The organism is Pseudomonas sp. PAMC 29040, from assembly GCF_003994535.1.
GTDB classification, from domain to species: Bacteria; Pseudomonadota; Gammaproteobacteria; order Pseudomonadales; family Pseudomonadaceae; genus Aquipseudomonas; species Aquipseudomonas paraversuta.
In genome coordinates this window covers 193,715-220,671 of the sequence record NZ_RZAA01000010.1, presented here as the reverse complement: position 1 = coordinate 220,671, position 26,957 = coordinate 193,715, and the positions used below count along the sequence as shown (strand labels likewise).

27 protein-coding genes are annotated in these 26,957 nt (G+C 58.4%); 16 read left to right on the top strand and 11 right to left on the bottom strand.

Annotation, left to right across the window (positions count from 1 at the left end; all coding sequences use genetic code 11):
* Positions 1-31 precede the first annotated feature (31 nt).
* Positions 32-1,036, bottom strand: coding sequence for an LLM class flavin-dependent oxidoreductase (locus WG29040_RS18780; RefSeq protein ID WP_003437593.1), 1,005 nt, complete (start codon positions 1,034-1,036; stop codon positions 32-34).
* Between the two features lie 216 nt (positions 1,037-1,252).
* On the opposite strand from WG29040_RS18780, the gene WG29040_RS18775 reads away from it, so the two are divergent.
* Together WG29040_RS18775 and WG29040_RS18770 are read left to right on the top strand one after the other, a co-directional pair.
* Complete coding sequence (locus WG29040_RS18775) at positions 1,253-1,684, top strand: OsmC family protein (RefSeq protein ID WP_003437594.1); 432 nt, start codon at positions 1,253-1,255, stop codon at positions 1,682-1,684.
* Positions 1,685-1,857: 173 nt separating this feature from the next.
* Positions 1,858-2,091, top strand: a complete 234-nt coding sequence (locus WG29040_RS18770; protein WP_003437596.1) for a DUF1161 domain-containing protein — start codon at positions 1,858-1,860, stop codon at positions 2,089-2,091.
* 2 nt (positions 2,092-2,093) lie between these two features.
* On the opposite strand, the gene WG29040_RS18765 is transcribed toward WG29040_RS18770, so the two are convergent.
* Positions 2,094-2,510, bottom strand: a complete 417-nt coding sequence (locus WG29040_RS18765; protein WP_003437607.1) for a hypothetical protein — start codon at positions 2,508-2,510, stop codon at positions 2,094-2,096.
* Between the two features lie 159 nt (positions 2,511-2,669).
* On the opposite strand from WG29040_RS18765, the gene WG29040_RS18760 reads away from it, so the two are divergent.
* A complete protein-coding gene (locus WG29040_RS18760) occupies positions 2,670-3,719 on the top strand; it encodes an aminopeptidase (RefSeq protein WP_127196666.1) in 1,050 nt (349 codons plus the stop codon).
* Here the strand turns inward: WG29040_RS18760 and WG29040_RS18755 are convergent.
* The gene (locus tag WG29040_RS18755; RefSeq protein ID WP_127196665.1) at positions 3,716-4,351 is read right to left on the bottom strand and encodes a dual specificity protein phosphatase family protein; all 636 of its coding nucleotides are present in this window, start codon (positions 4,349-4,351) and stop codon (positions 3,716-3,718) included. The two genes, WG29040_RS18760 and WG29040_RS18755, sit on opposite strands and share 4 nt — an antisense overlap.
* Positions 4,352-4,649: 298 nt before the next feature.
* On the opposite strand from WG29040_RS18755, the gene WG29040_RS18750 reads away from it, so the two are divergent.
* Genes WG29040_RS18750 through WG29040_RS18740 form a run of 3 tightly spaced genes read left to right on the top strand, consistent with a single transcriptional unit; the run spans position 4,650 to position 8,440 of the window.
* Positions 4,650-5,387, top strand: coding sequence for a gluconate 2-dehydrogenase subunit 3 family protein (locus tag WG29040_RS18750; protein WP_127196664.1), 738 nt, complete (start codon positions 4,650-4,652; stop codon positions 5,385-5,387).
* Positions 5,388-5,389: 2 nt separating this feature from the next.
* Positions 5,390-7,174: a GMC family oxidoreductase gene (locus tag WG29040_RS18745; protein ID WP_003437617.1), complete on the top strand. Its 1,785-nt coding sequence runs from the start codon at positions 5,390-5,392 to the stop codon at positions 7,172-7,174.
* Between the two features lie 12 nt (positions 7,175-7,186).
* The gene (locus WG29040_RS18740) at positions 7,187-8,440 is read left to right on the top strand and encodes a cytochrome c (RefSeq protein ID WP_003437619.1); all 1,254 of its coding nucleotides are present in this window, start codon (positions 7,187-7,189) and stop codon (positions 8,438-8,440) included.
* Between the two features lie 91 nt (positions 8,441-8,531).
* On the opposite strand, the gene WG29040_RS18735 is transcribed toward WG29040_RS18740, so the two are convergent.
* Positions 8,532-9,296, bottom strand: coding sequence for a transporter substrate-binding domain-containing protein (locus tag WG29040_RS18735; RefSeq protein WP_003437621.1), 765 nt, complete (start codon positions 9,294-9,296; stop codon positions 8,532-8,534).
* Positions 9,297-9,434: 138 nt separating this feature from the next.
* Here WG29040_RS18735 and WG29040_RS18730 point away from each other — a divergent pair, with 138 nt between their 5' ends.
* Positions 9,435-9,872 (top strand): DUF4399 domain-containing protein, encoded by a 438-nt coding sequence (locus WG29040_RS18730; RefSeq protein ID WP_003437624.1) that lies wholly within the window; start codon positions 9,435-9,437, stop codon positions 9,870-9,872.
* A 58-nt stretch (positions 9,873-9,930) separates the two neighbouring features.
* Here WG29040_RS18730 and serA read toward each other — a convergent pair whose 3' ends face one another.
* Positions 9,931-11,160: a phosphoglycerate dehydrogenase gene (gene serA, locus WG29040_RS18725; protein ID WP_003437626.1), complete on the bottom strand. Its 1,230-nt coding sequence runs from the start codon at positions 11,158-11,160 to the stop codon at positions 9,931-9,933.
* Between the two features lie 206 nt (positions 11,161-11,366).
* Between serA and WG29040_RS18720 the strand changes: the two genes are divergently transcribed.
* The 7 genes from WG29040_RS18720 to WG29040_RS18690 all read left to right on the top strand — a co-directional run bounded on the left by WG29040_RS18720 (position 11,367) and on the right by WG29040_RS18690 (position 18,255).
* Complete coding sequence (locus tag WG29040_RS18720) at positions 11,367-12,761, top strand: FAD-binding oxidoreductase (RefSeq protein ID WP_003437628.1); 1,395 nt, start codon at positions 11,367-11,369, stop codon at positions 12,759-12,761.
* 84 nt (positions 12,762-12,845) lie between these two features.
* Positions 12,846-13,511 (top strand): fumarylacetoacetate hydrolase family protein, encoded by a 666-nt coding sequence (locus WG29040_RS18715; protein ID WP_010656776.1) that lies wholly within the window; start codon positions 12,846-12,848, stop codon positions 13,509-13,511.
* A gap of 130 nt (positions 13,512-13,641) precedes the next feature.
* Positions 13,642-14,682, top strand: coding sequence for a DUF5924 family protein (locus tag WG29040_RS18710; RefSeq protein WP_127196663.1), 1,041 nt, complete (start codon positions 13,642-13,644; stop codon positions 14,680-14,682).
* Between the two features lie 79 nt (positions 14,683-14,761).
* Positions 14,762-15,892 carry an ABC transporter permease gene (locus WG29040_RS18705; RefSeq protein ID WP_003437638.1) on the top strand — a complete coding sequence of 377 codons (1,131 nt, stop codon included), beginning with the start codon at positions 14,762-14,764 and terminating at the stop codon, positions 15,890-15,892.
* An 8-nt stretch (positions 15,893-15,900) separates the two neighbouring features.
* The gene (locus WG29040_RS18700; RefSeq protein WP_003437642.1) at positions 15,901-16,692 is read left to right on the top strand and encodes an ABC transporter ATP-binding protein; all 792 of its coding nucleotides are present in this window, start codon (positions 15,901-15,903) and stop codon (positions 16,690-16,692) included.
* 1 nt (position 16,693) lies between these two features.
* Positions 16,694-17,632: an MlaD family protein gene (locus WG29040_RS18695; RefSeq protein WP_003437645.1), complete on the top strand. Its 939-nt coding sequence runs from the start codon at positions 16,694-16,696 to the stop codon at positions 17,630-17,632.
* Positions 17,629-18,255 carry an ABC-type transport auxiliary lipoprotein family protein gene (locus WG29040_RS18690; RefSeq protein WP_003437648.1) on the top strand — a complete coding sequence of 209 codons (627 nt, stop codon included), beginning with the start codon at positions 17,629-17,631 and terminating at the stop codon, positions 18,253-18,255. The genes WG29040_RS18695 and WG29040_RS18690 overlap by 4 nt, the downstream gene beginning before the upstream one ends.
* A gap of 70 nt (positions 18,256-18,325) precedes the next feature.
* Here the strand turns inward: WG29040_RS18690 and WG29040_RS18685 are convergent, their stop codons facing one another.
* The 5 genes from WG29040_RS18685 to WG29040_RS18665 form a co-directional block, all read right to left on the bottom strand.
* On the bottom strand, positions 18,326-19,555 hold the full coding sequence (locus WG29040_RS18685) for a nucleoside recognition domain-containing protein (RefSeq protein ID WP_003437651.1): 1,230 nt from the start codon (positions 19,553-19,555) through the stop codon (positions 18,326-18,328).
* Positions 19,556-19,660: 105 nt separating this feature from the next.
* Positions 19,661-20,980 carry a glutamate/aspartate:proton symporter GltP gene (gene gltP, locus WG29040_RS18680; protein WP_003437653.1) on the bottom strand — a complete coding sequence of 440 codons (1,320 nt, stop codon included), beginning with the start codon at positions 20,978-20,980 and terminating at the stop codon, positions 19,661-19,663.
* Between the two features lie 573 nt (positions 20,981-21,553).
* Entirely contained in the window at positions 21,554-22,018 is a 465-nt protein-coding gene (locus tag WG29040_RS18675; RefSeq protein ID WP_010656775.1) for an inhibitor of vertebrate lysozyme family protein, read from the bottom strand.
* 2 nt (positions 22,019-22,020) lie between these two features.
* Positions 22,021-22,185: a DUF1328 domain-containing protein gene (locus WG29040_RS18670; RefSeq protein WP_003437658.1), complete on the bottom strand. Its 165-nt coding sequence runs from the start codon at positions 22,183-22,185 to the stop codon at positions 22,021-22,023.
* 83 nt (positions 22,186-22,268) lie between these two features.
* A complete protein-coding gene (locus WG29040_RS18665; protein WP_127196662.1) occupies positions 22,269-22,571 on the bottom strand; it encodes a hypothetical protein in 303 nt (100 codons plus the stop codon).
* Between the two features lie 427 nt (positions 22,572-22,998).
* On the opposite strand from WG29040_RS18665, the gene algB reads away from it, so the two are divergent.
* Together algB and WG29040_RS18655 are read left to right on the top strand one after the other, a co-directional pair.
* Positions 22,999-24,345, top strand: coding sequence for a sigma-54-dependent response regulator transcription factor AlgB (gene algB, locus WG29040_RS18660; protein ID WP_003437663.1), 1,347 nt, complete (start codon positions 22,999-23,001; stop codon positions 24,343-24,345).
* Between the two features lie 10 nt (positions 24,346-24,355).
* A complete protein-coding gene (locus WG29040_RS18655) occupies positions 24,356-26,146 on the top strand; it encodes an ATP-binding protein (protein ID WP_010656773.1) in 1,791 nt (596 codons plus the stop codon).
* 11 nt (positions 26,147-26,157) lie between these two features.
* Here the strand turns inward: WG29040_RS18655 and WG29040_RS18650 are convergent, their stop codons facing one another.
* Positions 26,158-26,940, bottom strand: a complete 783-nt coding sequence (locus tag WG29040_RS18650; RefSeq protein WP_003437665.1) for an N-acetylmuramoyl-L-alanine amidase — start codon at positions 26,938-26,940, stop codon at positions 26,158-26,160.
* Between the last annotated feature and the right edge of the window lie 17 nt (positions 26,941-26,957).

Here is a 26,957-nt window from a genome sequence, read left to right as displayed (position 1 = left end):
TTTTTTGTGGCCGTCAGCTCGCTTCTGCAGGTCAGTCCTGTTTCATCACCTGGGCCAGCAGTTCATATGAGCGAATGCGATCCGCGTGCTCATACAGATCACAGGTGAAGATCAGCTCGTCCGCCCCGGTTTGCTCAATCAGCACTTCGAGTCTGGCGCGGATTTTCTCTGGACTGCCAACCATCGCCAGGCCCAGAAAGCTCATCACCGCTTCTTTCTCATGGGGCAGCCACAAGCCATCCATCGAGTCCACCGGCGCACGCTGCACCAGACTTTGCCCGCGCATCAACGCCAGAATCCGCTGCAGCACCGAGGTGGACAGGTACTCGGCCTGCTCGTCGGTATCGGCCGCCACCAGTGGCACACCCAGCATCACATAGGGTTTGTCGAGGGTCGCTGACGGCTTGAAGTGATTGCGATAAACGCGAATCGCTTCGTGCATCATCCGCGGGGCGAAATGTGATGCGAAGGCGTAGGGCAGACCGCGTTCACCGGCCAATTGCGCACTGAACAGGCTGGAACCGAGCAACCATACCGGCACATTAGTCCCGGTGCCCGGCATTGCGATGACCCGCTGATCCGGGGTTCGCGGGCCCAGATAGCGCATCAGCTCGGCCACATCTTCAGGAAAGTCATCCGAACTGCCGGAGCGCTCGCGGCGCAAAGCCCGGGCGGTCATCTGGTCGGAGCCCGGCGCACGCCCAAGGCCCAGATCAATCCGGCCCGGATACAGGCTTTCAAGGGTGCCGAACTGTTCAGCGATCACCAGGGGCGCATGGTTGGGCAACATCACCCCGCCTGAACCGACGCGAATGGTCGAGGTGCCGCCGGCCAGGTAGCCAATCAGCACCGAGGTCGCCGAGCTGGCGATGCCGTCCATGTTGTGGTGTTCGGCCACCCAGAAACGGTTATAGCCAAACTTTTCTACGTGCTGCGCCAGGTCCAGCGAATTGTGCAACGACTGGGCGGCGCTGCCATTTTCACGCACAGGCACCAGGTCGAGGGTCGAGAATTTAACATCGGACAATCGTGTCATGAGCCGGCTTCTCCTAATTGGACGCAGGCCGTGACGCTCGCCAAAACCTGCCAGTGCTTTAGCAATATGGGCATATACCCGAGTTTCAATGGCAAGCCATCAATTGAGCGACTAAAAAAGACGATTGGTCAGAGAAGATGAACTTTGTGAGCCCGGCTCCCCTCACACATCCAGTCAAGGTGTGAAATCTTTCATGCCGTTCTTCAGGAGGCACGCATGACTATTAAAAAAACGGCATCGGCGCATTGGGAAGGCGATGTCAAAACCGGCATCGGCTCCATCTCCACTGAAACCGGGGTTCTGAACAAGGCGCCGTATGGCTTCAAGGCCCGTTTCGAAGGCGGCAAGGGCACCAACCCTGAAGAACTGATTGGCGCGGCCCATGCCGGTTGCTTCTCCATGGCCCTGTCGATGATTCTCGGTGAGGCCGGGCTCAAGCCGGACAGTATCGACACCCAGGCTGAAGTTTCCCTCGACAAGGTCGAAGGCGGCTACGGGATCACTGCCGTGCATCTGACGCTTAAAGCCAAGGTGCCGGGGGCGACCCAGGCACAATTCGAGGAAGCGACCAAAAAGGCCAAAGAAGGTTGCCCGGTGTCCAAAGTGCTGAATGCCAAAATCACCCTCGATGCCACCTTGGTGGGTTAATCCGACGGGTTGATGACACACGTGCGCTCCGGTCGCCATGACCGGAGCCGCGCAGGCCAGGACAGCAAGCAAATGGCTGCCACAGATCAGTCATGCACGCGGTGAGATGTGATCGTATGATCGTTCGTCGCGTCAGATCATGACTTTGCGTTCTGTCCCAAGGGAGTCTCATCATGAAACGTTTTGCTCTAGCTGTTATCTGCTGCGCCATGGCCACTTCGGCACTGGCCGCGCCAAAGCCGTGTGAAGAACTTAAAGCCGAGATCGAAGCCAAGATCCAGGCCAACAACGTGTCGTCCTACACCCTTGAAATCGTGACCAACGATGAAGTTCACGACCAGAACATGGTGGTGGGTACGTGCGAAAACGGCAGCAAAAAGATCATCTATCAAAAGAACGACGCCTGACCTCAAGGCAAACAGTTAACCAGCCTCTCTTCGCTCAGCACCTTGCCCTCGGCGTTGTATAGCCGGGCGTAAGCGTTGAACCCCAAAGAGCGCGCCTGCAACCGGTAACGCTGGCCGGGCTGGAAATTGTCGTAATTGAGCGTGATGTAGCACAAGCGCTCCTGTGGATCGCTGAACATACCCATGCCGCCAACAAAGACTTCAAAATCGAATCGCACCATCAGTTCGTGACTGCCTGGCGTTACTTGAAAGTAACGTCCGTCGTTCAGGCGCTGATTATCCAGGCGCTCGGCCATTACCAGTTTTCCGGTTTGTGTTTCCAGGTCGATCCACGCCTTGGCGGGGTCGACGGCAGGCAATGGCGTGCTGGCACAGGCACTCAGCAGGCAGGCCATCGGCAGTAGCAGAAAGGTGCGCATGGCGAATTCCAGGTGGGATCAAAGTATGAGCATAGCCTGATGCCAGGCTACCCCGCTGCAGGCGCCAGCTTATTCAAAACCCTGGCAATCGGGCGTCGACCGGCTGCACCTACAGGGGATTGCGATTAGTCTTGGCCCATTATCCCACTGGACCGTCCCATGACGCCGCTCACTCGCTGCCTCTTCGCCCTTGTGTTGCTGCCCCTGCTCAATGGCTGTTCCAGTGCAGCGTATTACTCGCAACTGGCCGACGGCCAATGGCAGATATTAAAAGCCCGCAAACCGGTAGCTACGGTCATTGCCGACCCGCAACAACCGCCTGCATTACGTGAGCACCTGGCAAAAGCCCAGGCCGCGAGAACCTTCGCCAGCCAGCATTTGCACCTGCCGGACAACCAGAGCTATCGCCTGTATGTCGACCTGAAAAGGCCTTACGTGGTGTGGAACGTGTTTGCCACCGCGGAATTTTCCCTGAACCCCGTCACCCATTGCTTCCCGATTGCCGGGTGCGTGGCTTACCGCGGCTACTACGCCCAAGGGGCCGCACGCGGCGCGGCGGCCCTGCAGCGTCAGCAAGGCATGGACGTGCTTGTCAGTGGCGTCGAAGCCTATTCAACCCTGGGCTGGTTTGATGATCCAATTCTCAACAGCATGCTCAACTGGGGCGATGAGCGACTGGCCACCCTGATTTTTCATGAACTGGCCCATCAGCGTTTTTATCTGAAGGACGACACCGAGTTCAATGAGTCTTTCGCCAGCTTCGTGGAACAGCAAGGCACTCGCCAATGGCGCACCTATCAGGGCTTGCCACCCTCCGGCAGCGCGGGGCTGGAGCAACGCGACCAATTCATGGGGCTGGTGCTGGACACCCGCAAACGCCTGCAACAGCTGTACGCCCAGCCCTTGCCGGCAGCTGAAATGCGCCAGCGAAAAGCAGCGGAATTTGAACGACTGCGCAGGGAATACCGTCAGTTACGCGACCACCAATGGGCCGGTAATAACCGGTATGACCTGTGGATAAATTCGCCGATGAATAATGCCAAGCTTTTGCCATTCGGCCTGTACGACCAGTGGGTGCCCGCCTTTGCCGCCCTGTTCAAACACTCGGGAGGTGACTGGCAGGTGTTTTATGCCGAGGTAGAAAAGCTCGGTAAATTGCCGCTGCTGCAGCGCCGGGCGGCCTTGCAGCAGTGGACAACCCGGGCTTAGGCGGATTTCAACCAGCCCTTCACCACGCATGCAGCAAACGGTCTGGTACTGCAGGCACCTTTGCTCAAGGCTGTGCGCAGCTGCGGGATATCGGCCTGCATCATGTACTTCGCACCATCCTCGAAGTGTGAGTTCTGGCCAAAGCCACCCTGGGTCATTTCTTTCAGGGCGTCTTCTTTGCTCCAGTCCTGCACGACCACCCGGTACATCGCCGCCATCAGTCCAGTGCGGTCCACCCCGTGCTTGCAGTGCATCAACACAGGGCCCCGTGCTTGTGCGGTCTGAATGGCGCGCAGGGCGGCCAGTACATCGGCGTCATCCACATGGTTAGTGCGATAAGGCAACTGAACTTGTAAGACGCCAGGGGTCTTGAGCCAGGTTTCATCCGGCTCCTTCAAAAAATTGATCACGGTGCCGATCTTCAAATTTTCCAGCAAAGCCTGGGCTTCGCCATCGGGCAATGCACTGCGATACAGCGTCGAGGACATTTGATACAGGTTGTACTGCACAGCAACGGGTTGTGCCCACTGAGCCGGACGGGCCGGGGTCGCTTCATCGGCCTGGGCCTGGGGCAACGCGAACGCAGCCAGTAATGTCAGGCACAGGGCAGGGAGAAACCGGGCTTTGGGCATGTCAGTCAGACCACATCACAGTAATTAAGGGGGTATGGGGTCAGATTGAGTTAAGCCCGATCAAAACTCTGTGAGCCGTTTGTCAAAATTTCGTGAAGACGGCAAAGCACCGTGCCACTACCGGTGCGGCAAAATTACGCATGAAACGATTCATCAGCTGTCCCAGCCTGTTAGAATTTGTAACTAATAGTTGCCTGCGTGTTCTGTAAACGGATCGACTCCGCTCCAAACCGCCGCCAAAACGACAAGCTGCCACCGAGCAGCTGAAACCCGTGATTGCCCGATGAGGTGCTCCCCCATGTCTGACCAAGACAACCCGCGGCGTGAGTTTTTACGCAAAACCCTGACCCTGATCCCGGTGGTCACCGTCGCCAGTACCGGCCTTGGCGGTTCAGTGCTGATGGCTACGCCTGCCGCTGCCGCACCTGAGCCGGCGAAGCGCCCTGCGACTCCGGCCAGCGCCTATGAGCCGACTTACTTCAGTGCTGAAGAGTGGGCGTTTGTGAACGCCGCCGTGGCGCGCTTGATCCCGGCTGACGAACAAGGCCCTGGCGCCCTGGAAGCTGGCGTACCGGAATATATCGATCGGCAGATGAACACCCCCTATGCCAGCGGTGCGCTGTGGTTCATGCAAGGTCCGTTCAATGCAGACGCTGCCCCGGAAATGGGCTGGCAGAGCAAGCTGGTGCCCAAACAGATTTATCGCCTGGGTATTGCTGCAACGGAGGAGCTTTGCAAAAAGACCTATAACTCAACATTTGCTGGGCTAGACAGCGCTACCCTAGACAAAGTGCTGAAACAGCTGGAAGCTGGTACCCCTGAATTCGAGAGCGTTCCGGCCAAGATGTTTTTCAGCTTTTTGCTACAAAACACCAAGGAAGGCTTCTTCTGCGACCCGATCCACGGTGGCAACAAAGGCATGGTCGGCTGGACCATGATCGGCTTTCCCGGCGCCCGCGCTGATTTCATGGACTGGGTTGAACGCAACGAGCCGTACCCCTTCCCGGCAGTATCCATCCGCGGCGAGAGGGCTTGAGCATGTCGACCGTTATGAAAAAAGTTGATGCAGTTATCGTCGGTTTCGGCTGGACCGGCTCGATCATGGCCAAAGAGCTGACAGAAGCCGGCCTGAATGTTGTGGCCCTGGAACGAGGCCCGATGCAGGACACCTACCCGGACGGCAACTATCCGCAGGTGATAGACGAACTCACCTACAGCGTGCGCAAGAAGCTCTTTCAGGATGTATCGAAAGAAACCGTCACCATCCGCCACAGCGTGAATGACGTGGCCTTGCCCAATCGCCAGTTGGGCGCGTTTCTGCCCGGTAACGGCGTGGGCGGTGCAGGTTTGCACTGGTCGGGCGTGCATTTCCGGGTGGACCCTATTGAACTGCGGATGCGCAGTCATTACGAAGAACGCTACGGCAAAAACTTTATCCCCAAAGACATGACCATCCAGGACTTCGGTGTCAGCTACGAAGAGCTGGAGCCGTTTTTCGACTACGCAGAAAAAGTCTTCGGCACCTCGGGCCAGGCCTGGACCGTCAAAGGTCAGCTGGTCGGCAAAGACAATGGCGGCAACCCTTACGCGCCGGATCGCTCAGACCATTTTCCGCTGGTCTCGCAAAAAAACACCGTATCCGCACAGCTGTTTCAGAAAGCGGCCAATGAGGTGGGGTACAAACCCTACAACCTGCCGTCGGCCAACACCTCGGGGCCTTACACCAACCCCTATGGCGCACAGATGGGGCCGTGCAACTTCTGCGGTTTTTGCAGCGGTTACGTGTGCTACATGTACTCCAAAGCCTCGCCCAACGTGAACATTCTGCCGGCGCTCAAACCGCTGCCGAACTTTGAACTGCGCCCCAACGCCCATGTAATACGGGTCAATCTGGACAGCAGCAAAAGCAAAGCCACTGGCGTGACGTACATCGATGCACTGGGCCGGGAAATCGAGCAACCGGCGGATCTGGTGATTCTCGGGGCGTTCCAGTTCCACAACGTGCGCTTGATGCTGCTCTCGGGGATTGGCAAGCCTTACGACCCGATCACCAATGAAGGCGTGGTGGGGCGTAACTTCGCCTACCAGAACATGGGCACCATCAAGGCCTACTTCGACAAAGACGTGCACACCAACAATTTCATCGGCGCTGGCGGCAACGGCGTGGCGGTGGACGACTTCAACGCGGACAACTTCGACCACGGGCCCCACGGCTTCGTCGGTGGCTCGCCGATGTGGGTCAATCAGGCGGGCAGCCGGCCGATTGCCGGCACCTCGAACCCGCCCGGCACGCCGGCATGGGGCAGCGCCTGGAAGCGCGCCACAGCGGATTACTACACCCATCAGGTGTCGATGGACTCACATGGTGCCCATCAGTCTTACCGCTGCAACTACCTCGATCTCGACCCCGTATATCGCGACTCCTACGGTCAGCCATTGCTGCGGATGACGTTCGACTGGCAGGAAAACGACATCAAGATGAACCGTTTCATGATGGAAAAAATGGGCAAGATCGCCGAAGCGATGAACCCCAAAGCCATCGCCGCCATCGGCAAAAAAGTCGGGGATCACTTCAACACCGCGTCCTACCAGACCACTCACCTGAACGGTGGCGCAATCATGGGTACCGATCCGAAAACCAGTGCCCTGAACCGCTACTTGCAGAGCTGGGACGTGCATAACGTATTTGTCCCCGGCGCATCGGCGTTCCCCCAGGGCCTGGGCTACAACCCGACAGGTCTGGTTGCCGCGTTGACCTACTGGTCGGCCCGGGCGATCCGCGAGCAGTACCTGAAAAACCCCGGCCCGCTGGTTCAGGCATAAGGAGCGATGAGCATGAAAGCAATTGTTATCGCGACCCTGGCCCTGCTGGGCAGTTTCTCGGCAGTGGCCGCGCAGGAAGATCAGCAGACGTTGATCAAGCAAGGTGAATATCTGGCCCGTGCCGGTGACTGCGTGGCATGCCACACGGCCAAGGATGGCAAGCCGTTCGCCGGCGGGCTGCCAATGGAAACCCCGATTGGCATGATTTATTCAACCAACATCACCCCGGACAAAAGCGGCATCGGCGCCTACAGCTTTGACGATTTCGACAAGGCCGTACGCCATGGCATCGCCAAAAATGGCGACACCCTGTACCCGGCCATGCCTTATCCGTCCTACGCCCGGGTCACTGAAACCGACATGCAGGCGTTGTATGCCTACTTCATGAACGGGGTAAAACCTGTCGCGCAAGAAAACAAGGCGGTCGATATTCCCTGGCCGCTGAGCATGCGCTGGCCGCTGGCGATGTGGCGCTGGACGTTCGCACCGGCCGTTGCCGACTTCACCCCGGTTACCGGGCAAGACCCTGTAGTGAGCCGCGGTGCTTATCTGGTGGAAGGCCTTGGGCATTGCGGTGCATGCCATACACCACGGGCACTGACCATGCAGGAAAAAGCCTTGAGTGCGGGCGACAGCAGCGCGTTTTTGTCAGGCAGCGCACCGCTGGAAGGCTGGATTGCGAAGAACCTGCGCGGTGACCACAAAGATGGCCTGGGCAGCTGGAACGAAGAACAACTGGTGCAGTTTCTGAAGACCGGTCGCAGTGACCGCAGTGCGGTGTTTGGCGGCATGAGCGATGTGATTGTGCATAGCATGCAGTACATGTCCGAAGCCGACCTGACAGCCATTGCCCGCTACCTGAAATCGCTGCCGGCAGTGGACGCGGCGGACATGCCGCATCAATACGATCCGGCAGTCGCCGATGCCTTGTGGAACGGCGATGACAGCAAGCGCGGTGCGGCGGTGTATATCGACAACTGCGCTGCCTGCCATCGCACTGACGGGCACGGTTATACCCGGGTCTTCCCGGCGTTGGCGGGGAACCCGGTGCTGCTGTCAGACGACCCGACGTCGCTGATTCATATCGTGCTCAAAGGCGGGACGCTGCCGGCAACCCATACGGCGCCGTCGACCTTCACCATGCCGGCTTTTGACTGGCGGTTGTCGGATCAGGAAGTCGCTGACGTGGTCAATTTCATCCGCACCAGCTGGGGCAATAAAGGTGGGGATGTGAAGGCAGCAGATGTGAAGGGGTTGCGCGAATAGGGCCCACGACCCTGCCGGCTTGCGGGCGACAGGATCAACACCGGTCGCCTGCATCGCTGGCAAGCCAGCGCCTGCAGGGCCCGGGGCTGCCTCAGGGCTTGGTGGCATCCAGACCGAACCATTTTTGCGACAGAGCTTTGAGGCGACCATCGGCCTTGATCCGCTGCAAGGCATTGTCCAGGCTGGTCTGGAACGCCGGATTGCCCTTCTGGAAGGGAATCGCCAGCGCTACTACAGGCCCCATGGTTGCACCTTCCTTCACCGGCAACCGGCTATCGCGAATCGCATACGGGGTCAGCAAACGGTCACTGACCGCTGCATCCAGTTGTTTGTTCACCAACGCCACCAATGACTGATGGGCATCCGGGTAGCTGTGCACTTCCCCTGCCTGACCGGTACGCACCTGCTCGACAAACTGGCTGCCCTGGGCTACGCCTAAGAGCTGGCCCTTGAGGGTGCCCGGGGTGTTGAGCGAACGCTGTTCTTCCTGCCGCACGATCAACTGCGCAGCGGTATAGCTGTAAGGCTCGCTGAAATCGAACCGATCCTGCAGTTCCGGGGTCAAAGCAATGTGATTGATTGCTACATCGTATTTACCGCTTTCAACGCCCGGCAGCAGGTCATTGCTGTCGGTGATGAGAATCGAGGGAGTCACTTCCAGCTCCTTGGCCAGTAACTCGCCCAATTCGACGTCGAAACCGGTCAAACGACCGTCCTGCTTGAAGCTGAAGGGAGGCAGGTCAGCCTCGAGGGCGATACGCAGTTCGCCCCGGTCATTCACATCGTCGATCAATTCGGCTTGGACAAAAGGACTCGCCAATGGCAGTAAAAGCATCAGGCCCGGCAGAAAACGCATGGTCACTCCTTTGAATTTGATGCAAGCGATTCGCAACTGGCGTCCGCTTTGCTTTATGTTGGTCAATTGCGGCGTTGGACAACAGATCCGCTCAAAGTTGTCCTAAGCCTGAGCATTTTGTAAAAAACGGAGAAAAAAATGAAAGCTCTATTGTCTCGTGTTGCGTTGGCTTCTGTATTGATGGGCGCCTCGGTCATGGCCACGGCTGCCGGCATGCCGACTACCCCGGCACCTAAAGACGCCGAAGTATTCATCGTCTCCCCCGCTGACGGCGCCACTGTGGATAAAACCTTCACCGTCAAGTTCGGCGCCAAAAACGTCGCCATTGCACCGGCTGGCGACCAGACCGCAAATACTGGCCACCACCATCTGCTGATCGATGTCGACAAGCTGCCTGCCGCCGCCATGCCAATCCCGGCAGACGCCAACCACGTGCATTTCGGCAAAGGCCAGGTCGAAACCGAAGTAACGCTGACCCCGGGCAAGCACACCCTGCAACTGGAACTGGGCGACAAAAACCACGTACCGTTTGAGCCTGCCGTGGTTTCGAAAAAAATCACCGTCAATGTGAAGTAGTTTTTACCACGCATAAAAAAGGGAGACCCAAGGGTCTCCCTTTTTATTGACCCGCGTCTTAGAACAGAACGCGGCAACGGATGGTGCCGTTGATGGTTTGCAGCTTCTCTTGCGCCAGGTCCGAAGACTCGGCGTCGACGTCGATCACTACATAGCCAACTTTCTCGTTGGTTTGCAGGAACTGGCCGGAGATGTTGATACCGTTTTCGGCGAAGACCTTGTTGATCTCGCTCATCACACCCGGGATGTTCTGGTGGATGTGCAGCAAACGGTGCTTGCCAGGGTGAGCCGGCAGGGCAACTTCCGGGAAGTTCACGGACGATACCGAAGTACCGTTGTCGCTGTACTTGACCAGCTTCTCTGCCACTTCCAGACCGATGTTCGCTTGCGCTTCAGCGGTGGAACCGCCGATGTGCGGGGTCAGGATCACGTTGTCCAGGCCACGCAGCGGGCTTTCGAACACGTCGTCGTTGGAGCGCGGCTCAACCGGGAACACGTCGATAGCGGCGCCGATCAGGTGCTTGTCCTTGATCGCGTCAGCCAGGGCGTCCAGCTCAACCACGGTGCCACGTGCGGCGTTGATCAGAATCCCGCCCTTCTTGATGGCGCGAATTTCTTTCTCGCCGATCATCCACTGGGTGGCTGCGGTTTCAGGTACGTGCAGAGTCACGATGTCGGACATGCCCAACAGTTCGTGCAGATTGCCAACCTGGGTCGCGTTACCCAACGGCAGCTTGGTCACGGTGTCATAGAAGAACACCTGCATGCCCAGGCCTTCGGCCAGTACCGACAATTGCGTACCGATCGAGCCATAACCGACGATACCCAGTTTCTTGCCCCGGATTTCGAAGGAGTTGGCTGCACTTTTGATCCAGCCACCGCGGTGGCAGGAAGCGTTTTTCTCAGGGATGCCACGCAACAACAGGATCGCTTCAGCCAGCACCAACTCGGCCACCGAACGGGTGTTGGAGTAAGGCGCGTTGAAAACAGCGATACCGCGTTCGCGAGCAGCGTTGAGGTCGACCTGGTTGGTGCCGATGCAGAAACAACCAACAGCGACCAGTTTCTTGGCGCAATCGAACACTTCTTCGGTCAGCTGGGTACGAGAACGGATGCCGATAAAGTGGGCATCAGCGATCTTTTCCTTCAGCTGGGCTTCAGGCAAGGAACTGGTGATGTACTCGATGCTGGTGTAACCGGCAGACTTGAGTACTTCAACAGCGGATTGGTGGACGCCTTCCAAAAGAAGGAACTTGATCTTGCTCTTATCGAGAGAAGTCTTGCTCATCTGCGTAAACCTGTGTCCCAGAGAAAAAATGGCAGGGAATGGACAGCGAGAGCTGACCTGTCCGGCGTGAAGACCGGCACCGAGAATCGTCCTACGGCTCGATTCTACGGGGGGGTCGTATGCTAGCATAAGCGCCCCGCTAAACACCCATACCTGCGACGTGAAGCGTTCTCAGGATGACCATGAATTGTTCGAGAGTTCTGTTGATGACCCATCCAGTCTTGATTGAAGAGCTAAAGTCCCTGGTAGAGCCTGGCAAGGTCTTGACCGACGCTGACTCCCTCAACGCTTTTGGCAAGGACTGGACCAAGCATTTCGCCCCGGCCCCGCTGGCCATCGTGTTCCCCAAAACCACTGAGCAAGTACAGGCCATTGTGCGCTGGGCCAATGAGCGCAAGATCGCCCTGGTACCGTCGGGCGGCCGTACGGGTTTGTCGGCGGCAGCCGTGGCGGCCAATGGCGAAGTGGTGGTGTCGTTTGACTACATGAACCAGGTGCTGGACATCAACCTGACGGACCGCACCGTGGTCTGTCAGCCCGGTGTGGTCACCGCGCATCTGCAGAACCTGGCCGAAGAAAACGGCCTGTACTACCCGGTGGATTTTGCCTCGGCCGGCTCCAGCCAGATTGGCGGCAATATCGGCACCAATGCCGGCGGGATCAAGGTTATCCGCTACGGCATGACCCGCAACTGGGTGGCGGGGATGAAAGTCGTGACCGGCAAGGGCGATGTGCTCGAGCTCAACAAGGACCTGATCAAGAACGCCACCGGCTACGACATGCGCCAGCTGTTTATCGGCGCCGAGGGCACCCTGGGTTTTGTGGTCGAAGCCACCATGCGCCTGGACCGTGCGCCGAAAAACCTGACGGCGATGGTGTTGGGTACGGCCGATTTCGATTCGATCATGCCCGTGCTGCACGCCTTCCAGAGCAAGCTGGATCTGACAGCCTTTGAGTTCTTCTCCGACAAGGCTCTGGCCAAAGTGATGGGCCGCGGCGATGTACCCTCGCCGTTCGAGACCGATTGCCCGTTCTATGCCCTGCTGGAATTTGAAGCCACCACTGAAGAAGTGGCCAATGCCGCGCTGGAAACCTTCGAGCACTGCATGGAGCAGGGCTGGGTGCTGGATGGCGTGATGAGCCAGAGCGAGACCCAGCTGCAAAATCTGTGGAAACTTCGCGAATACATCTCCGAAACCATTTCCCACTGGACGCCATACAAAAACGACATTTCGGTCACCGTATCGAAAGTCCCGGCATTTCTAAAGGAAATTGACGCCATCGTCGGCGAACACTACCCGGACTTCGAAATCGTCTGGTTCGGCCACATTGGCGACGGCAACCTGCACCTGAACATCCTCAAGCCGGAAAACCTGAGCAAGGACGAGTTCTTCGCCAAGTGTGCGACGGTGAACAAGTGGGTATTTGAAACCGTCGAGAAGTACAACGGTTCCATCTCTGCCGAACACGGCGTGGGCATGACCAAACGTGACTACCTGACCTACAGCCGCTCGCCGGTCGAAATCGAGTACATGAAAGCGCTCAAGGCCGTGTTCGACCCGAACGGCATCATGAACCCGGGCAAGATTTTTGCGATTTAACTAACAATGCCCCCTGCAGGAGCGAGCTTTAGCGCTGGCTCCTGCAGGGTTGGTTTCACCCTTGAATCCCCAGCGGAGCGGTCCATGAGCTATCAGCACCAGTATGTCGACGGTACCCGGATTCACTTTCCAATCGGCAAGGTGGTGTGCATCGGACGCAACTATGCCGAGCACGCCAAAGAGCTGGATAACCCGATCCCCACCGAGCCCCTGCTGTTTATCAAGCCGGGCAGTTGTGTCGTGGCTCTGGACGGTGGTTTTGCGATCCCCACCGAGCGCGGCTCGGTGCATTACGAAGCAGAAATCTCGGTGCTGATCGGCAAGGCCCTGTCCAACAAACCAAGCCGCGAGGAAGTGCTGGATGCTATCTCCGGCTTCGCGCCCGGACTGGACCTGACCCTGCGCGACAAGCAGGCCGAACTCAAAGGCAAGGGCCTGCCATGGGAAATCGCCAAATCGTTCGATGGCGCCTGCGTGCTGGCCCCGTTCGTACCGAGCTGCACCTTCGCTGATCTGGCCGACATCGGCATCCGCCTGAGCATCAATGGTGAAGTGCGCCAGGACGGCAACAGCGCGCTGATGCTCAATCCGATCGTGCCGATGATCCAGCACATGGCAGCCTGTTTCTCGCTGCAAGCCGGCGACGTGATCATGACCGGCACCCCGGCAGGCGTTGGCCCGCTGAATGTCGGCGATGAACTGGTACTGGAACTGACTGACGTGAGCCGCTTCGACAGCAGCGTGCGCTGAACCGCAGTGGGAGCCTGGCTTGCCAGCTCCCACCTGTTTCGGGCTGCGGGGGCGTAAACATCCCGGACGCTGCGTCCTCTAAAACGCTATTCTGTCGAGGATATTTCCTATACAGAATGTGAACCGCCGAATGCCGAACTGGAACCACTACGTACAGCGCATCCTTGAATTAATGAAGCGCTATCCGGGGCTGATCGCGGCATTTGGCTTTTGCTCGGGCGTGGGCAGTTTCATTCTGGTGGACCGCCAGCAAGGCATGGCCCGCTGGATCGCCGTGATCCTGCTGGTGAGCTGGGTCTGGCTGATGCTGGAAAACAGTTTCACCCAGTTGTTCAGCCGCGTGTTCAAACGCGAAATCCCCCCGCCGTTGCTGCGTTATGCAACGCAGATGATCCACCAGGAAAGCCTGTTTTTTGTCCTGCCCTTCTTCTTCATTACCACCACCTGGAACAGCGGACAGCTGGTGTTTACCGGTCTGCTGGGTGCCGCGGCGCTGGTGACCATCACCGACCCGCTGTACTACCGCTGGCTGGCACCCAGGCGCTGGCTGTATCTGGCAATGCACACCCTGGCCTTGTTCGCGGCCCTGCTGACGGCACTGCCGATCATCCTCAACCTGACCACCTCCCAGAGCTACAAGCTGGCGCTGGGCACCGCGGTACTGCTTTCAATCCCCAGCCTGGCCGTGAGCCTGCCGCTGAAGACCTGGCGCGGCTGGCTGGTGCTGCCCTTGATCGTACTGACACTGGGGGGCACCGGCTGGCTGCTGCGCTCGTGGGTACCGCCTGCAACGCTATGGATGACCGAGGTCGCGGTGACCACCCAACTGCAGGACCGCACGCCGGGCGAAAGCGTTGAGCAGATCAGCGTTAGCGAACTGCGCAGCAGGGGTCTGTATGCCTACACCTCGATCAACGCACCCCGTGGCCTGAATGAACGGATCTACCATGTGTGGCAGCTCAACGGCCAGGAAGTCGACCGTATCGCGCTGGATATTCACGGGGGACGCAAAGAAGGCTATCGCGCCTGGACCCACAAACAGAACTTCCCGCCGAATCCCGAGGGACGCTGGCAAGTACGGGTGATCACCGAAGACGGGCAACTGATTGGCGTGTTGCGCTTTCGGGTTAACCCAGATCAACCCCCGGGGACCGATGTTCAGGCAAACTGACGCAGTTTTACAGGACTGTGCTATTACATAAGGTCTACGTTCAAGCGTATTTAGCTGGGAGCTTACGATTATTACGGCCATGGCGGGCAATGCCCAACTAGACACTTCAAGCAATCCGGCGCGGCTGCGTATCAGCGGCGACTGGACGTTGGCCCATTACACCCGGCTCAAACAGCAGACCGAGCAACTGGCCGGTCAGTACGACGCTCAAACCGCAATTGATCTGGATGAAGTGTCCAGCATCGATACTGCAGGGGCGTCGTTGCTGGTGGACCTGTTGGGCGCCGAACGCGTCAGCCAGCTGACCGACACCGCACACAAACTTCCCGCCGCTGACCGTGCCCTGCTGCAAACGGTCTACGCCTCACTGCGCGACTTCTGTGTGCCGGTCAAAGTCCCCCAGCAGAACATCTGCATCCTGTTGTTGAGCCGTATCGGCGGCGCGGTCTACAAGCTGTGGCAAGACTCGCTGCAGTTGCTGGGCTTCATCGGGCTGATTCTGCAAACCCTGGCGCGCAACCTGTTCCGGCCAAAACAGTGGCGCATTACCCCCATGGTGGCGCATATCGAGCAGATCGGCCTCAACGCCGCGCCGATTGTGGTGTTGTTGACCTTCATGGTGGGCGCGGTGGTGGCCTTTCTTGGTGCCACGGTGCTGGCCAACTTTGGTGCGGGGATCTTTACCGTAGATCTGGTTGCCTTCTCCTTCCTGCGCGAGTTTGGCGTGTTGCTCACCGCCATCCTGCTGGCAGGCCGGACGGCCAGCGCCTTTACGGCACAAATCGGCTCGATGAAAGCCAACGAAGAGATCGACGCTATTCGCACTCTGGGCCTCGACCCCATGGATTTGCTGGTGCTGCCAAGGGTTTTGGCACTGCTTATCGCGCTGCCGCTGCTGACCTTTCTGGCCATGATGGCCGGCATCCTCGGTGGCGCGGTGGTGTGCGTGGTCTCGCTGGGCATTTCCCCCGACATGTTCATATCGCTGTTGCACTCCGATATCGGCGTTCAGCACTTTTTGGTGGGCATGGTCAAAGCACCGTTCTTTGCCTTTCTGATCGCTGCAGTGGGCTGCCTTGAGGGCTTTAAAGTCAGCGGCAGCGCCGAATCTGTCGGCGAGCACACCACGTCCAGCGTGGTGCAATCGATCTTTATCGTGATCGTCCTCGACGCCGTGGCCGCGTTGTTCTTTATGGAGATGGGCTGGTGAGTGGGCCAATGCAAGCGCCCCGCGAGGCGATAATCGAAGTACGGGGTCTGTGTAACCGGTTTGGCAGCCAGGCTGTGCACGAGAACCTCGACCTGGATGTGTACAAGGGCGAGATCCTCGGCGTGGTCGGCGGCTCCGGCACCGGCAAGTCGGTACTGTTGCGCAGTATTGTCGGGCTAAGGCGACCGACTGAAGGCCAGGTCCGGGTGTTCGGCCAGGACCTGTTAAGCCTGCCGGAAGAGGCGCGTTCGAAGATTGAGCGGCGTTTTGGTGTGTTGTTCCAGAGCGGCGCGCTGTTTTCTTCGCTGACCGTGACGGAAAACATCGCCCTGCCCCTGATCGAACACGCGGGGCTGAGCCGCCCCGATGCAGAGCATCTGGCGTGCGTAAAGCTGGCGCTGGCCGGGCTGCCCCTGTCCGCCGCTGACAAATACCCGTCCATGCTGTCAGGCGGGATGATCAAGCGCGCGGCACTGGCCCGGGCACTGGCACTGGATCCGGACATTCTGTTTCTGGATGAACCCACCGCAGGGCTGGATCCCATTGGCGCAGCGGCGTTTGACCAGTTGATCCTGACCTTGCGTGACGCGATGGGTCTGAGCGTATTTCTCGTGACCCACGACCTGGACACGCTGTACACCATCACCGACCGGGTAGCGGTGCTCTCGCAAAAACGGGTGTTGGTGGCCGCCCCTATCAAGCAGGTCGAAGACTACGACGACCCGTGGATTCATGAATATTTCCATGGCCCCCGCGGCCGCGCTGCATACGAAGCGGCAACCAAGATCAAGGAGCAATAACATGGAAACCCGTGCCCATCATGTATTGATCGGCCTGTTCAGCGTTCTGGTCATAGTCGGGGCCATGCTGTTTGGCCTGTGGCTGGCCAAGGCCAGCATGGACAGCACCTTCAAGGATTACGAAGTGGTATTCAACGAGGCTGTCAGTGGCTTGTCCAAAGGCAGCTCGGTGCAATACAACGGGATCAAGGTCGGCGATGTCATAGAACTGCGTCTGGATGACAAGGACCCGCGCCGCGTACTGGCCCGGATTCGTCTGGCCGCCGGCACCCCGGTCAAGGTCGACACCAAGGCCAAGCTGGCGCTGACGGGCGTGACGGGCACCTCGATCATCCAGCTCAGCGGTGGCGACCCGAACAGCCCGGACCTCAAAGGTGTAAACGGCAAACTGCCCACCATCGTGGCCACCCCCTCCCCGATTGCCCGGTTGCTCACCGATGGCAATGACATGCTGGCCAATATCAACATCCTGCTGCATAACGCCAACCGCCTGTTCTCCCACGACAACGTCAACCGTGTGGGCAAGACTCTGGAAAACCTGGAGCAGACCACCTCTGCCATTGCCAGCCAGCGTGACGATATCAGCCAGATGATGAAACAGCTGGCCCAGGTCAGCAAACAGGCCAGCGGCACCCTGGAGCAAACCACCGCACTGATGCGCAACGCCAATGGCATGTTGAGCAACCAGGGCCAGCAGATGTTCAGCAGTGCCGAACAGGCCATGAAGTCGCTGCAACAGAGCACTGCAACCATCAATCTGTTGATCAACAACAATGAACAGTCGCTCAACAGTGGCCTGCAGGGCCTAAATCAGCTGGGCCCGGCCGTCAATGAACTGCGCGAAACCCTCGGCACATTACGCTCGATTTCGCGGCGCCTGGAAGCCAATCCAAGCGGTTACCTGCTGGGCCGCGAACAGAACAAGGAATTCACGCCATGACCCGTACTTATCGCCTGGCAGGTTCAATCGTCCTGGCTGCCAGTCTGAGCCTGCTTAGCGCCTGTTCGATATTGCCCAAGCCCGAGCAGGTTGACGTGTATTGGCTGCCCTATGCCCAGGCGCCGCTCGCCGCCAGCCGTGGCGCGCCGGTTAACTGGTCGCTGCGACTCGAAAAACCGATGGCCAGCAACGCGCTGAACAGCCAGAACATTGCGGTGGTGCCCGAGGGCAATCTGATCAGCAATTACAAAGGCGCACGCTGGAGCGATCCGGCGCCTGTACTGCTGCGCAATCGCTTGCTCGATGCGTTCTTGCAGGATGGCCGGATTCAGGGGCTGAGCACCGACGACAGCAACCTGCAGGCCGATTACGAGTTAGGCGGAGAGTTACTGGCGTTCCAGACCCGCTATAACGGTAAAAGCCCCGAGGTGCTGATTCAGTACAACGCCCGGCTGGTGCGCAGCAGCGATCAGCGGGTGCTGGCGTCCAGGCGCTTTGAAGCACGCCAGCCACTGAGCAATCCGATGGTGCCGGGGGTTGTTGCAGGTTTTGGCCAGGCCGCTGACACGCTGATGCCGCAAGTGGTGCAGTGGGTGATGCAGCAAGGGCAGGCGCAACGCTGAGCCCTTTATCGCTGGCAAGCCGGCCCCCACAACACCTGTGGAAGCCGGCTTGCCAGCGATAGTTTGAGGATTAACCGAAGAACCAGTAGCACACCGCGATCGCTGCCACTACGCCCGAAAACTCGGCGAGCAAGGCACAACCCACCGCATGGCGGGCACGCTGGATGCCCACGGCGCCGAAGTAAACGGCCAGCACATAAAAGGTGGTTTCAGTACTGCCCTGCACCGTCGCGGCGACCAGCGCCGGAAAGCTGTCCACCCCTTGGGTCTGCATGGTTTCGATCAACAGGGCCCGCGCCGCACTGCCCGAGAACGGCTTGACCATTGCCGTCGGCAACGCATCGACAAAGCGCGTATCCATGCCCAGCCACTCGACCACATGGCGAATTCCGTCTAGGCCGAAATCCAGCGCACCAGAAGCCCGCAACACGCCCACCGCACACAGCATGGCCACCAGATAGGGCAGCAGGTTCTTGGCAACATCGAAGCCCTCTTTGGCCCCTTCGACGAACGCCTCGTATACCTTGACCTTGCGCAGCGCGCCAATCACCAGAAACAGCATGATCAGCCCGAACAGCGTCAGATTGCCGAGGATCGAGGACAAACTCGCCAGCGCTGCAGCCGACAGGCTCGCCAGCAACGCCATGAACGCGCCCAGAATCAACGCCCCGGGTACCAGATAGGCCAGTACCACCGGGTCCCACAGTCGCAAGCGCTGCATGAAGGCCACCGAGAGTAGGCCTACCAGCGTCGAGGCGCTGGTCGCCAGCAGGATCGGCAGGAACACCAGGGTAGGGTCGGCTGCGCCCTGCTGAGCGCGATACATGAAGATCGTCACCGGCAACAGGGTCAGGGACGAGGCGTTGAGCACCAAAAACAGAATTTGCGCATTGCTCGCGCTGGTCGGGCTTGGATTGAGTTCTTGCAGTGCCCGCATGGCCTTGAGGCCAATGGGCGTGGCGGCATTGTCCAGGCCCAGGCCGTTGGCCGCGAAGTTCAAGGTGATAAACCCCAGTGCCGGATGCCCGGGCGGCACTTCGGGCATCAGGCGCTTGAACAGCGGCCCCAGCGCCCTGCCCAGCCAGTCGACGATGCCGGCTTTTTCAGCGATGCGCAGGAATCCCAGCCACAGGGTCAAGGTGCCGAACAACAGAATCATCACCTCGACCGACAGCTTGGCCATGGCAAAGATACTTTCCACCATGGCCGCAAAGATCCCGGCATTGCCGCCCACCAGCCACTGAACAAGCGCCGATACCGTAGCGACCACGAAAAAGCTGAGCCATAGGCCGTTGAGCATCGAGTGAACTCCTGGAAGATACGCCGAATGATAGCGGCCAGACCGCAGAAACAACAAACCCCGGACAAGTCCGGGGTTTGTGCGGGTGCAGCTGCCGAGGGACGATTATTCGCCTTTTGGCAGGGCTTCCTTGCTGCGCCAGTGCGGCAGCGAGTTCCAGTAGCGCTCGCCCTTGGCGTCGTCGTACATACCTTCCCAGCGCGAAATAACCAGTACCGCCAGGGCGTTACCAATCACGTTCAGGGCGGTACGGGCCATGTCCATCACACGGTCGACACCGGCGATAAAGGCCAGGCCTTCAAGCGGGATGCCCACGCTGCCCAGAGTGGCCAGCAGCACTACGAAGGACACGCCCGGTACACCGGCGATGCCTTTGGAGGTAACCATCAGGGTCAGTACCAGCAGCAGTTGTTGGCTGATCGACAGGTCGATGCCGTACAGCTGCGCGATAAATATCGCCGCGATACTTTGATACAGCGTCGAGCCGTCCAGGTTGAAGGAGTAGCCGGTCGGTACCACGAAGCTGCAAATGGCTTTCGGCGCGCCGTAGGCTTCCATCTTCTCGATCACGCGCGGCAGCACGGTTTCGGAGCTGGCGGTGGAGTAAGCCAGGACCAGCTCATCCTTGAAGATGCGCATCAACCTGATTACCGAGAAGCCAAACAGCTTGGCGATGAGGCCCAGCACGGCAAAGGCGAAGAACAGAATGGCGGCGTAAACCAGCAATACCAGTTTGGCCAGCGGCACCAGAGAGGCAAAACCGAAGTTGGCAACGGTCACGGCGATCAGCGCAAACACACCGATTGGCGCGTAGTTCATGATCATGTGAGTCACTTTGAACATCGACTCGGACACGCCCTGGAAGGTTTTCACCAGCGGGTCGCGCAGTTCGGCATTCAGGCTCGACAAGCCGAGGCCGAAGAGTACCGAGAAGAAGATGATCGGCAGCATCTCACCGCGAGCCATGGCTGCGAAGATGTTCGACGGAATCAGGTTGAGGATGGTTTCAATGAACGCATGCTCGTGGGTCACTTCAGCAGCAGTGGCCTGATACTTGGAAATATCGACCGTGCCCAGCGTGCTCATGTCGATCCCGGCGCCCGGGTGGAACACGTTGGCCAGCACCAGACCGACCAGAATCGCGATGGTGGTCACCACCTCGAAGTAAAGAATGGTTTTAAGACCGATGCGACCCAGCTTCTTCGCATCACCCACGCCTGCAATCCCGACAACCAGTGAGGAAATCACGATTGGGATCACGATCATCTTGATCAGACGGATAAAGATATCGCCGGCAGGTTGCAGAACGTTGCTGATCCACCAGGCTTTTTCGGCACTGAAGTGGTTGAGCAGCGCGCCGATTGCAATCCCGAGGACCAGACCGATTAGGATCTGCCAGGCGAGGCTAAGTTTTGCCTTCTTCATGTCATTACCCTTACTTCAAGTGGACTCGGGTGAAGGCTTTGACCAGAGCGCTCAAAGCGCAAAAATCGAAAGCCTGCACCCCCGTAGAAGGTCGCCCAAATCGAACCGGACAGGCTCTTTGGCAGGCGAAAAAAGGCGCAACTATTCCCATGCCGGAGTAAACCGTCTAATGCCGTAAACGCCTACCCCATGCCGAATCGGCATGGGTTTTGTCCGACAAGACTTCATGAACATGGGCTGAGGAAAGCTAAGAATAGACGACATAAGTGCCGCACACCGGCTGTTTCAAGGTCTTTTGTGGCCGTAAATAGCGACGAAAAATCGTCAAACAATTAAGAAATATCCCATTGCATTAATCGGGAATTCTGAAGAAAAGATTTTGTATCCGGTCGATATACGGTCGGGGTTCAGAGGTTGTTCCTGCCCCGTCGATACTTTGCAAAATAATGAGAACAGACAATGCATTAGCTATGTCTGCAGCGACCCTGCAGACACAAAAAAGCCCAGAGAAAACCTGGGCTGTCGTGTCTGAAAAAGCGAACCTGCTCCCGAAAAATCAAAGAGCCGTGCCCCTCAGTACCAATTCGGGTCTTTCTTTAACTGCTCTTTAAGCATGGCCTGTACACCTTCGTCCGGCTGACCCAAAAAGCGGTAGTCGGCGTGACGTGTCGGGGATTTGTCTGCAGGCAGACCGGCCGGCACCTCAACCAACATTGCATAAGCGTGTTTCTTGTCAAAACTGACGGCGACAATCAGGCGCCCGGTCGTGCAGGTATCGGCGGTTTCACATAAAGGACCGACCAGATACTTGTCGCCATTTTCAGTCACGGCATTCATTTGCTCGGCCGCACCGGAGAGGTTCATCACCCACTCGGGCAAACGCTCCTCCTTCTTCACCACCTGTTGCCAGGCCTCACGGTAGTCAGGATCGCTGAGTAACTGGTTAGCGTGCGACTGGCCATCGTTTGCGGCCAGGGCCATGGCACTGCTGCCCACCAACAGGGCAGCGGCCAATGCCTTCAGGGATCGGCTAAGCATGATCAACCTTTACCACGACGGCCAAAGATGAAGGACACCACAAACATCACCAGGAATACGACAAAGAGAATCTTGGCAATGCCGGTCGCGGTGCCCGCTATACCACCAAAGCCCAGTACAGCAGCGATGATGGCGATGATCAGGAAGGTAACTGCCCAACTCAACATGGTGTTTCTCCTTATTACTGTGGGAATAGCCTAATACCAATGGTGCATTCCGATGCCAGCAAGGGCCTCAAAACTGTGAACACTTAAAACACCCAACGTTCCGGTGCAGGTTGCGAATTAGCTGTTTGCGTCTCTTCGGCGGCGGTCAGTGCATAACTGTCCGCGGCAGTGACTCGCGCATCCAGTGCACTCGACTTGATCGTACTGAAGTGGTGTTGCTGATAGGCCACAACAGGCAAGGGCGCGGCCACAGGCTGCGACGCTTGCTCCCAGCGAACCAGTTGCTGACCACCGATAAGGGTCACCACCAAAGCAAGGCTGGCGAACAGACCCTGCTGCAGGTGCAGTGGCGAAATATGAAAGCTGGCGAAACCTTGGCGATGCATGCTCAAACTCCTGCCACTCGGTGGTCAATTCAGGGAATGGTCCGCCAGTCATGACTGATCTGTACGGCGTCTATACCTGAGTTATTGCAGGCTGCATGCCAGCTTTTATAAAATAAATAAATCCTTATAAATCAACGAGTTAAACGCTTTAAAAAGACAGTTGTGCGCGCATCCTGCACGATGCTGCCGAGACTGTCGTGCGTTCTGCACGATCTGTGTAGAGCCCTGAAGGCTTGTGTGAGGCACAGAGGCACCAATGAGCACTCACCTGCTGCGTCCATTCAGGTTTAAAAGCTTCTAAATCATCTAGTTAGGCAATGCAGCCAAAGGCCTTCCCTGCTAGCCTCTTAAAAAATCGTGAAAAAATCATGCAACTTGCCCGATTATTCCGACACTAACCATGAACACTCATAGAGGAAGGCAGGAAATGGATACAGCCAAAGAGCACCAGGGCCGCATTCTGCTGGTGGACGACGAGTCCGCCATCCTGCGTACATTTCGCTATTGCCTCGAAGACGAGGGTTACACCGTTGCCACCGCCAACAGTGCGGCACAAGCCGATGCGCTGCTGCAGCGGCAAGTATTCGACCTGTGTTTTCTGGATTTGCGTCTGGGTGAAGACAATGGCCTGGATGTCCTGGCCCATATGCGCATTCAGGCGCCATGGATGCGGGTCGTGATAGTGACTGCCCACTCGGCTGTGGACACCGCCGTGGATGCCATTCAGGCAGGCGCCGCCGATTATCTGGTGAAACCCTGCAGCCCTGATCAGTTGCGTCTGGCCACCGCCAAACAATTGGAAGTACGCCAGCTTTCCGCCCGCCTCGAAGCCCTGGAAGGTGAAATTCGCAAGCCTAAAGACGGGCTCGACTCTCACAGCCCGGCCATGATGGCGGTGCTGGAAACCGCGCGCCAGGTAGCAGGCACCGATGCCAACATCTTGATTCTCGGTGAATCCGGCACCGGTAAAGGCGAACTGGCCCAAGCCATCCATGGCTGGAGCAAACGGGCCAAGAAATCCTGTGTAACCATCAACTGCCCGTCGCTGACAGCCGAGTTGATGGAGAGCGAACTGTTCGGCCACACCCGCGGCGCCTTCACCGGCGCCAGTGAAAGCACACTGGGCCGGGTCAACCAGGCAGATGGCGGTACATTGTTTCTCGATGAGATCGGCGACTTCCCCCTGACATTGCAGCCAAAACTGCTGCGCTTCATTCAGGACAAGGCCTACGAGCGGGTAGGCGACCCCGTGACCCGGCGCGCTGATGTGCGCATCCTGGCGGCCACCAACCTCAATCTTGAAGACATGGTTCGCGACGGGCGCTTTCGTGAAGACCTGCTCTACCGCCTGAACGTCATCACCCTGCACCTGCCGCCGCTACGCGAGCGCAGTGAAGACATTCTGACCCTGGCCGATCGCTTTCTGGCCCGCTTCGTTAAAGAGTACGCTCGCCCTGCCCGGGGCTTCAGCGAAGAAGCCCGACTGGCGCTGGCCAATTACCGCTGGCCCGGCAACATTCGCGAGCTGCGCAACGTGGTTGAACGTGCGAGCATCATTTGCCCGCAGGAAGTGGTTGAAGTCAGCCATCTGGGCATGGCCGAGCAAACCACGCCGAACACTCCGCGCATTGGTGCGGCACTGAGTCTCGACCAGCTGGAAAAAGCCCACATCGGTGCGGTACTGGCCACGAGTGAAACCCTGGACCAGGCAGCAAAAACCCTGGGCATCGACGCTTCGACACTCTATCGCAAGCGCAAGCAGTACAACTTGTGAGCCGCATACGATGAAACTTGCGATCAAGCTGCGAACCCGGCTGTTTCTAAGCATTTCTGCACTGATTACGGTGGCGCTGCTCGGGCTCCTGCTTGGCGTCGTCAGTGTGATGCAAATGGCCAAGACCCAGGAGGCGCTGATCCGCAATAACTTCATCACCCTCGATCTGGGCCTGAAGCTGCGTCAAAGCCTGGGTGACCAGCTGATTCTGCTGCTGCGTGATCAGCAAGACCCCAAGGCGCTGCAAGCATCAACCCGGGAATACCTGAAACTGCTCGACGAGGGCATCGAGCATGAGCGCAAAAACAATCTGCACAGCGGCTTTACCCAGGCCCGCACGGACTACGAAAGCTTCCTCAAAGCCCTCAACCCGGCTCAACCCAACACCCCTGACCTGAGTACTGACAACGAGCTGAGGAACCGCTTCAACCTGTTGCGCAACGGCCTGATTACCGAGCACCGCAAGGCCCTCGAAAACATCTATAGCGCCCAGGCCTCCGCCCGGGACCGGGCCCTGATCATTGCCTTGCTTCTGGGCCTGGTAGGGCTTGCGGTACTGACCATAGGTTTTATTACCGCCCACGGCATTGCCCGACGTTTTGGCGCGCCGATCGAAGCATTGGCCAAAGCCGCCGACAATATAGGCAAAGGCAACTTCGAGGTGGTGCTGCCACTCTCCTCGGCCACCGAGATGAACCTGCTGACCCGGCGTTTCGGGATCATGGCCGAAGCACTGCGCCAACATCAGGCAACCAATGTCGACGAACTGCTGGCGGGCCAGCAACGGCTTCAGGCGGTGCTCGACAGTATTGACGACGGGTTGCTGATGATTGATCAGCAAGGCCGCCTCGAGCATCTGAATCCGGTCGCGCAACGCCAGTTGGGCTGGGATCAGAGCCGCCTCAGTCAGCCGCTGGGCGAGGCGTTGATGCGCCCGGAGCTCGATCAGCAATTGCTCACGGTCTTGCGTGGCGGCAACCTGGAACGAGCCCCGGAAGACTTGAGCGTCGATATAGAGGGTGAAAAACGCCTGTTGACCTACAGCCTGACCCCGGTCAGCCAGCCCAAAGGACCGATTCTTGGTGCTGTGATGGTGTTGCATGATGTCACCGAGCAGCGGGCCTTTGAACGGGTACGCAGCGAGTTCGTACTGCGTGCCTCACACGAATTGCGCACCCCGGTCACCGGTATGCATATGGCCTTTGGCTTGTTTATGGAGCGGGCGCGTTTTGATCCGCAGTCCCGTGAAACCGACCTGCTCAACACCGTCAATGAAGAAATGCAGCGGCTGATGCAGTTGATCAATGACCTGCTGAATTTTTCCCGCTATCAAAATGGCATGCAAAAGCTGACGCTGGCCCCCTGCGACCTCCCGGACATGCTCGAAGACGCCCGGACCCGCTTCGCGGCCCGCGCGGCAGCCAAGGGGATCGAGTTGCAGGTCGACCTGCAGCCACCGCTACCGGTGTTGAATGCCGACCAGCCACAGCTCGAACGGGTCATTGATAACCTGCTGGACAATGCCTTGCGCCACACGGCCAGCGGCGGGCAGATTCGCCTGCAGGCGCGGCGGCATGGCGAGCGGGTGATCATCAGTATTGAAGACAATGGCGAAGGCATTGCCTATGGCCAACAAGGGCGGATTTTCGAGCCCTTCGTGCAGGTAGGTCGCAAAAAAGGCGGCGCCGGCCTGGGGCTGGCGCTGTGCAAGGAAATCGTCCAGCTCCACGGCGGGCGGATCGGCGTCTACTCACGCCCTGGCCAGGGCACCCAGTTCTACATGGCCCTGCCGCTGTTATAGCGCTCGCGCGGTCATCGCTTTGCCTGGGTGTTCAGCACTTTCAAAATGGCCGCGCTTTCGGCATCGGGCGTGCCATCAAACAGCGCTGGCCGGAAATGCATCTGGAAGGCCGCCAGTACGTGGCGAGTGGCAACGTCCAGCTCACCGGTCTGCGGGGTCTCGTAGCCCAACAGGGCCAACTGCTGCTGAAACCAGCCAATACTTGGCAGTGCGTTGGCAAACAGGGCCTGCTCCCGGGCTACGGCCTGGGCCTGCGGCCAGACTCCAAAGCCGGCTTCGGCCAGGCGCTTCCAGGGAAACAGCGGCCCCGGATCAAGCTTGCGCAACGGCGCTATGTCACTGTGACCAATGATGTTGTGCGGATCGATTTTGTAGCGTGTCGTGATGTCTTTAAGCAGGGCGATCACCGACTGGATCTGACCTTCAGTGTAGGGATACCAGACCCGCCCGTTGGGCGTATCGCGGAAACCCTTGTTGACGATTTCAATGCCGATGGAACTGGAGTTGAGCCAGGTGCGGCCGTTCCACTGACTTTCACCGGCGTGCCAGGCCCGCTGGTTTTCGTCCACCAGCTTGTAAATGGTTGGCGGGGTATCACCAATCAGATAGTGGCTGCTCACCGGCCCGCTGGTCAGCAATTGCAGTGAACGCTCAAGGGAGGTCGAGGTGTAGTGAAGGACCACAAACTGCACGCGGCTGTCGTGGTTGGCCGAAGGATGGCTGGTATCCATGCGGGGACCGCTGGCACAACCCGCCAGCAGGGCAATAAAGACTAGAAGCGCGGAAAATTTCATGGGCAGACACAACACAG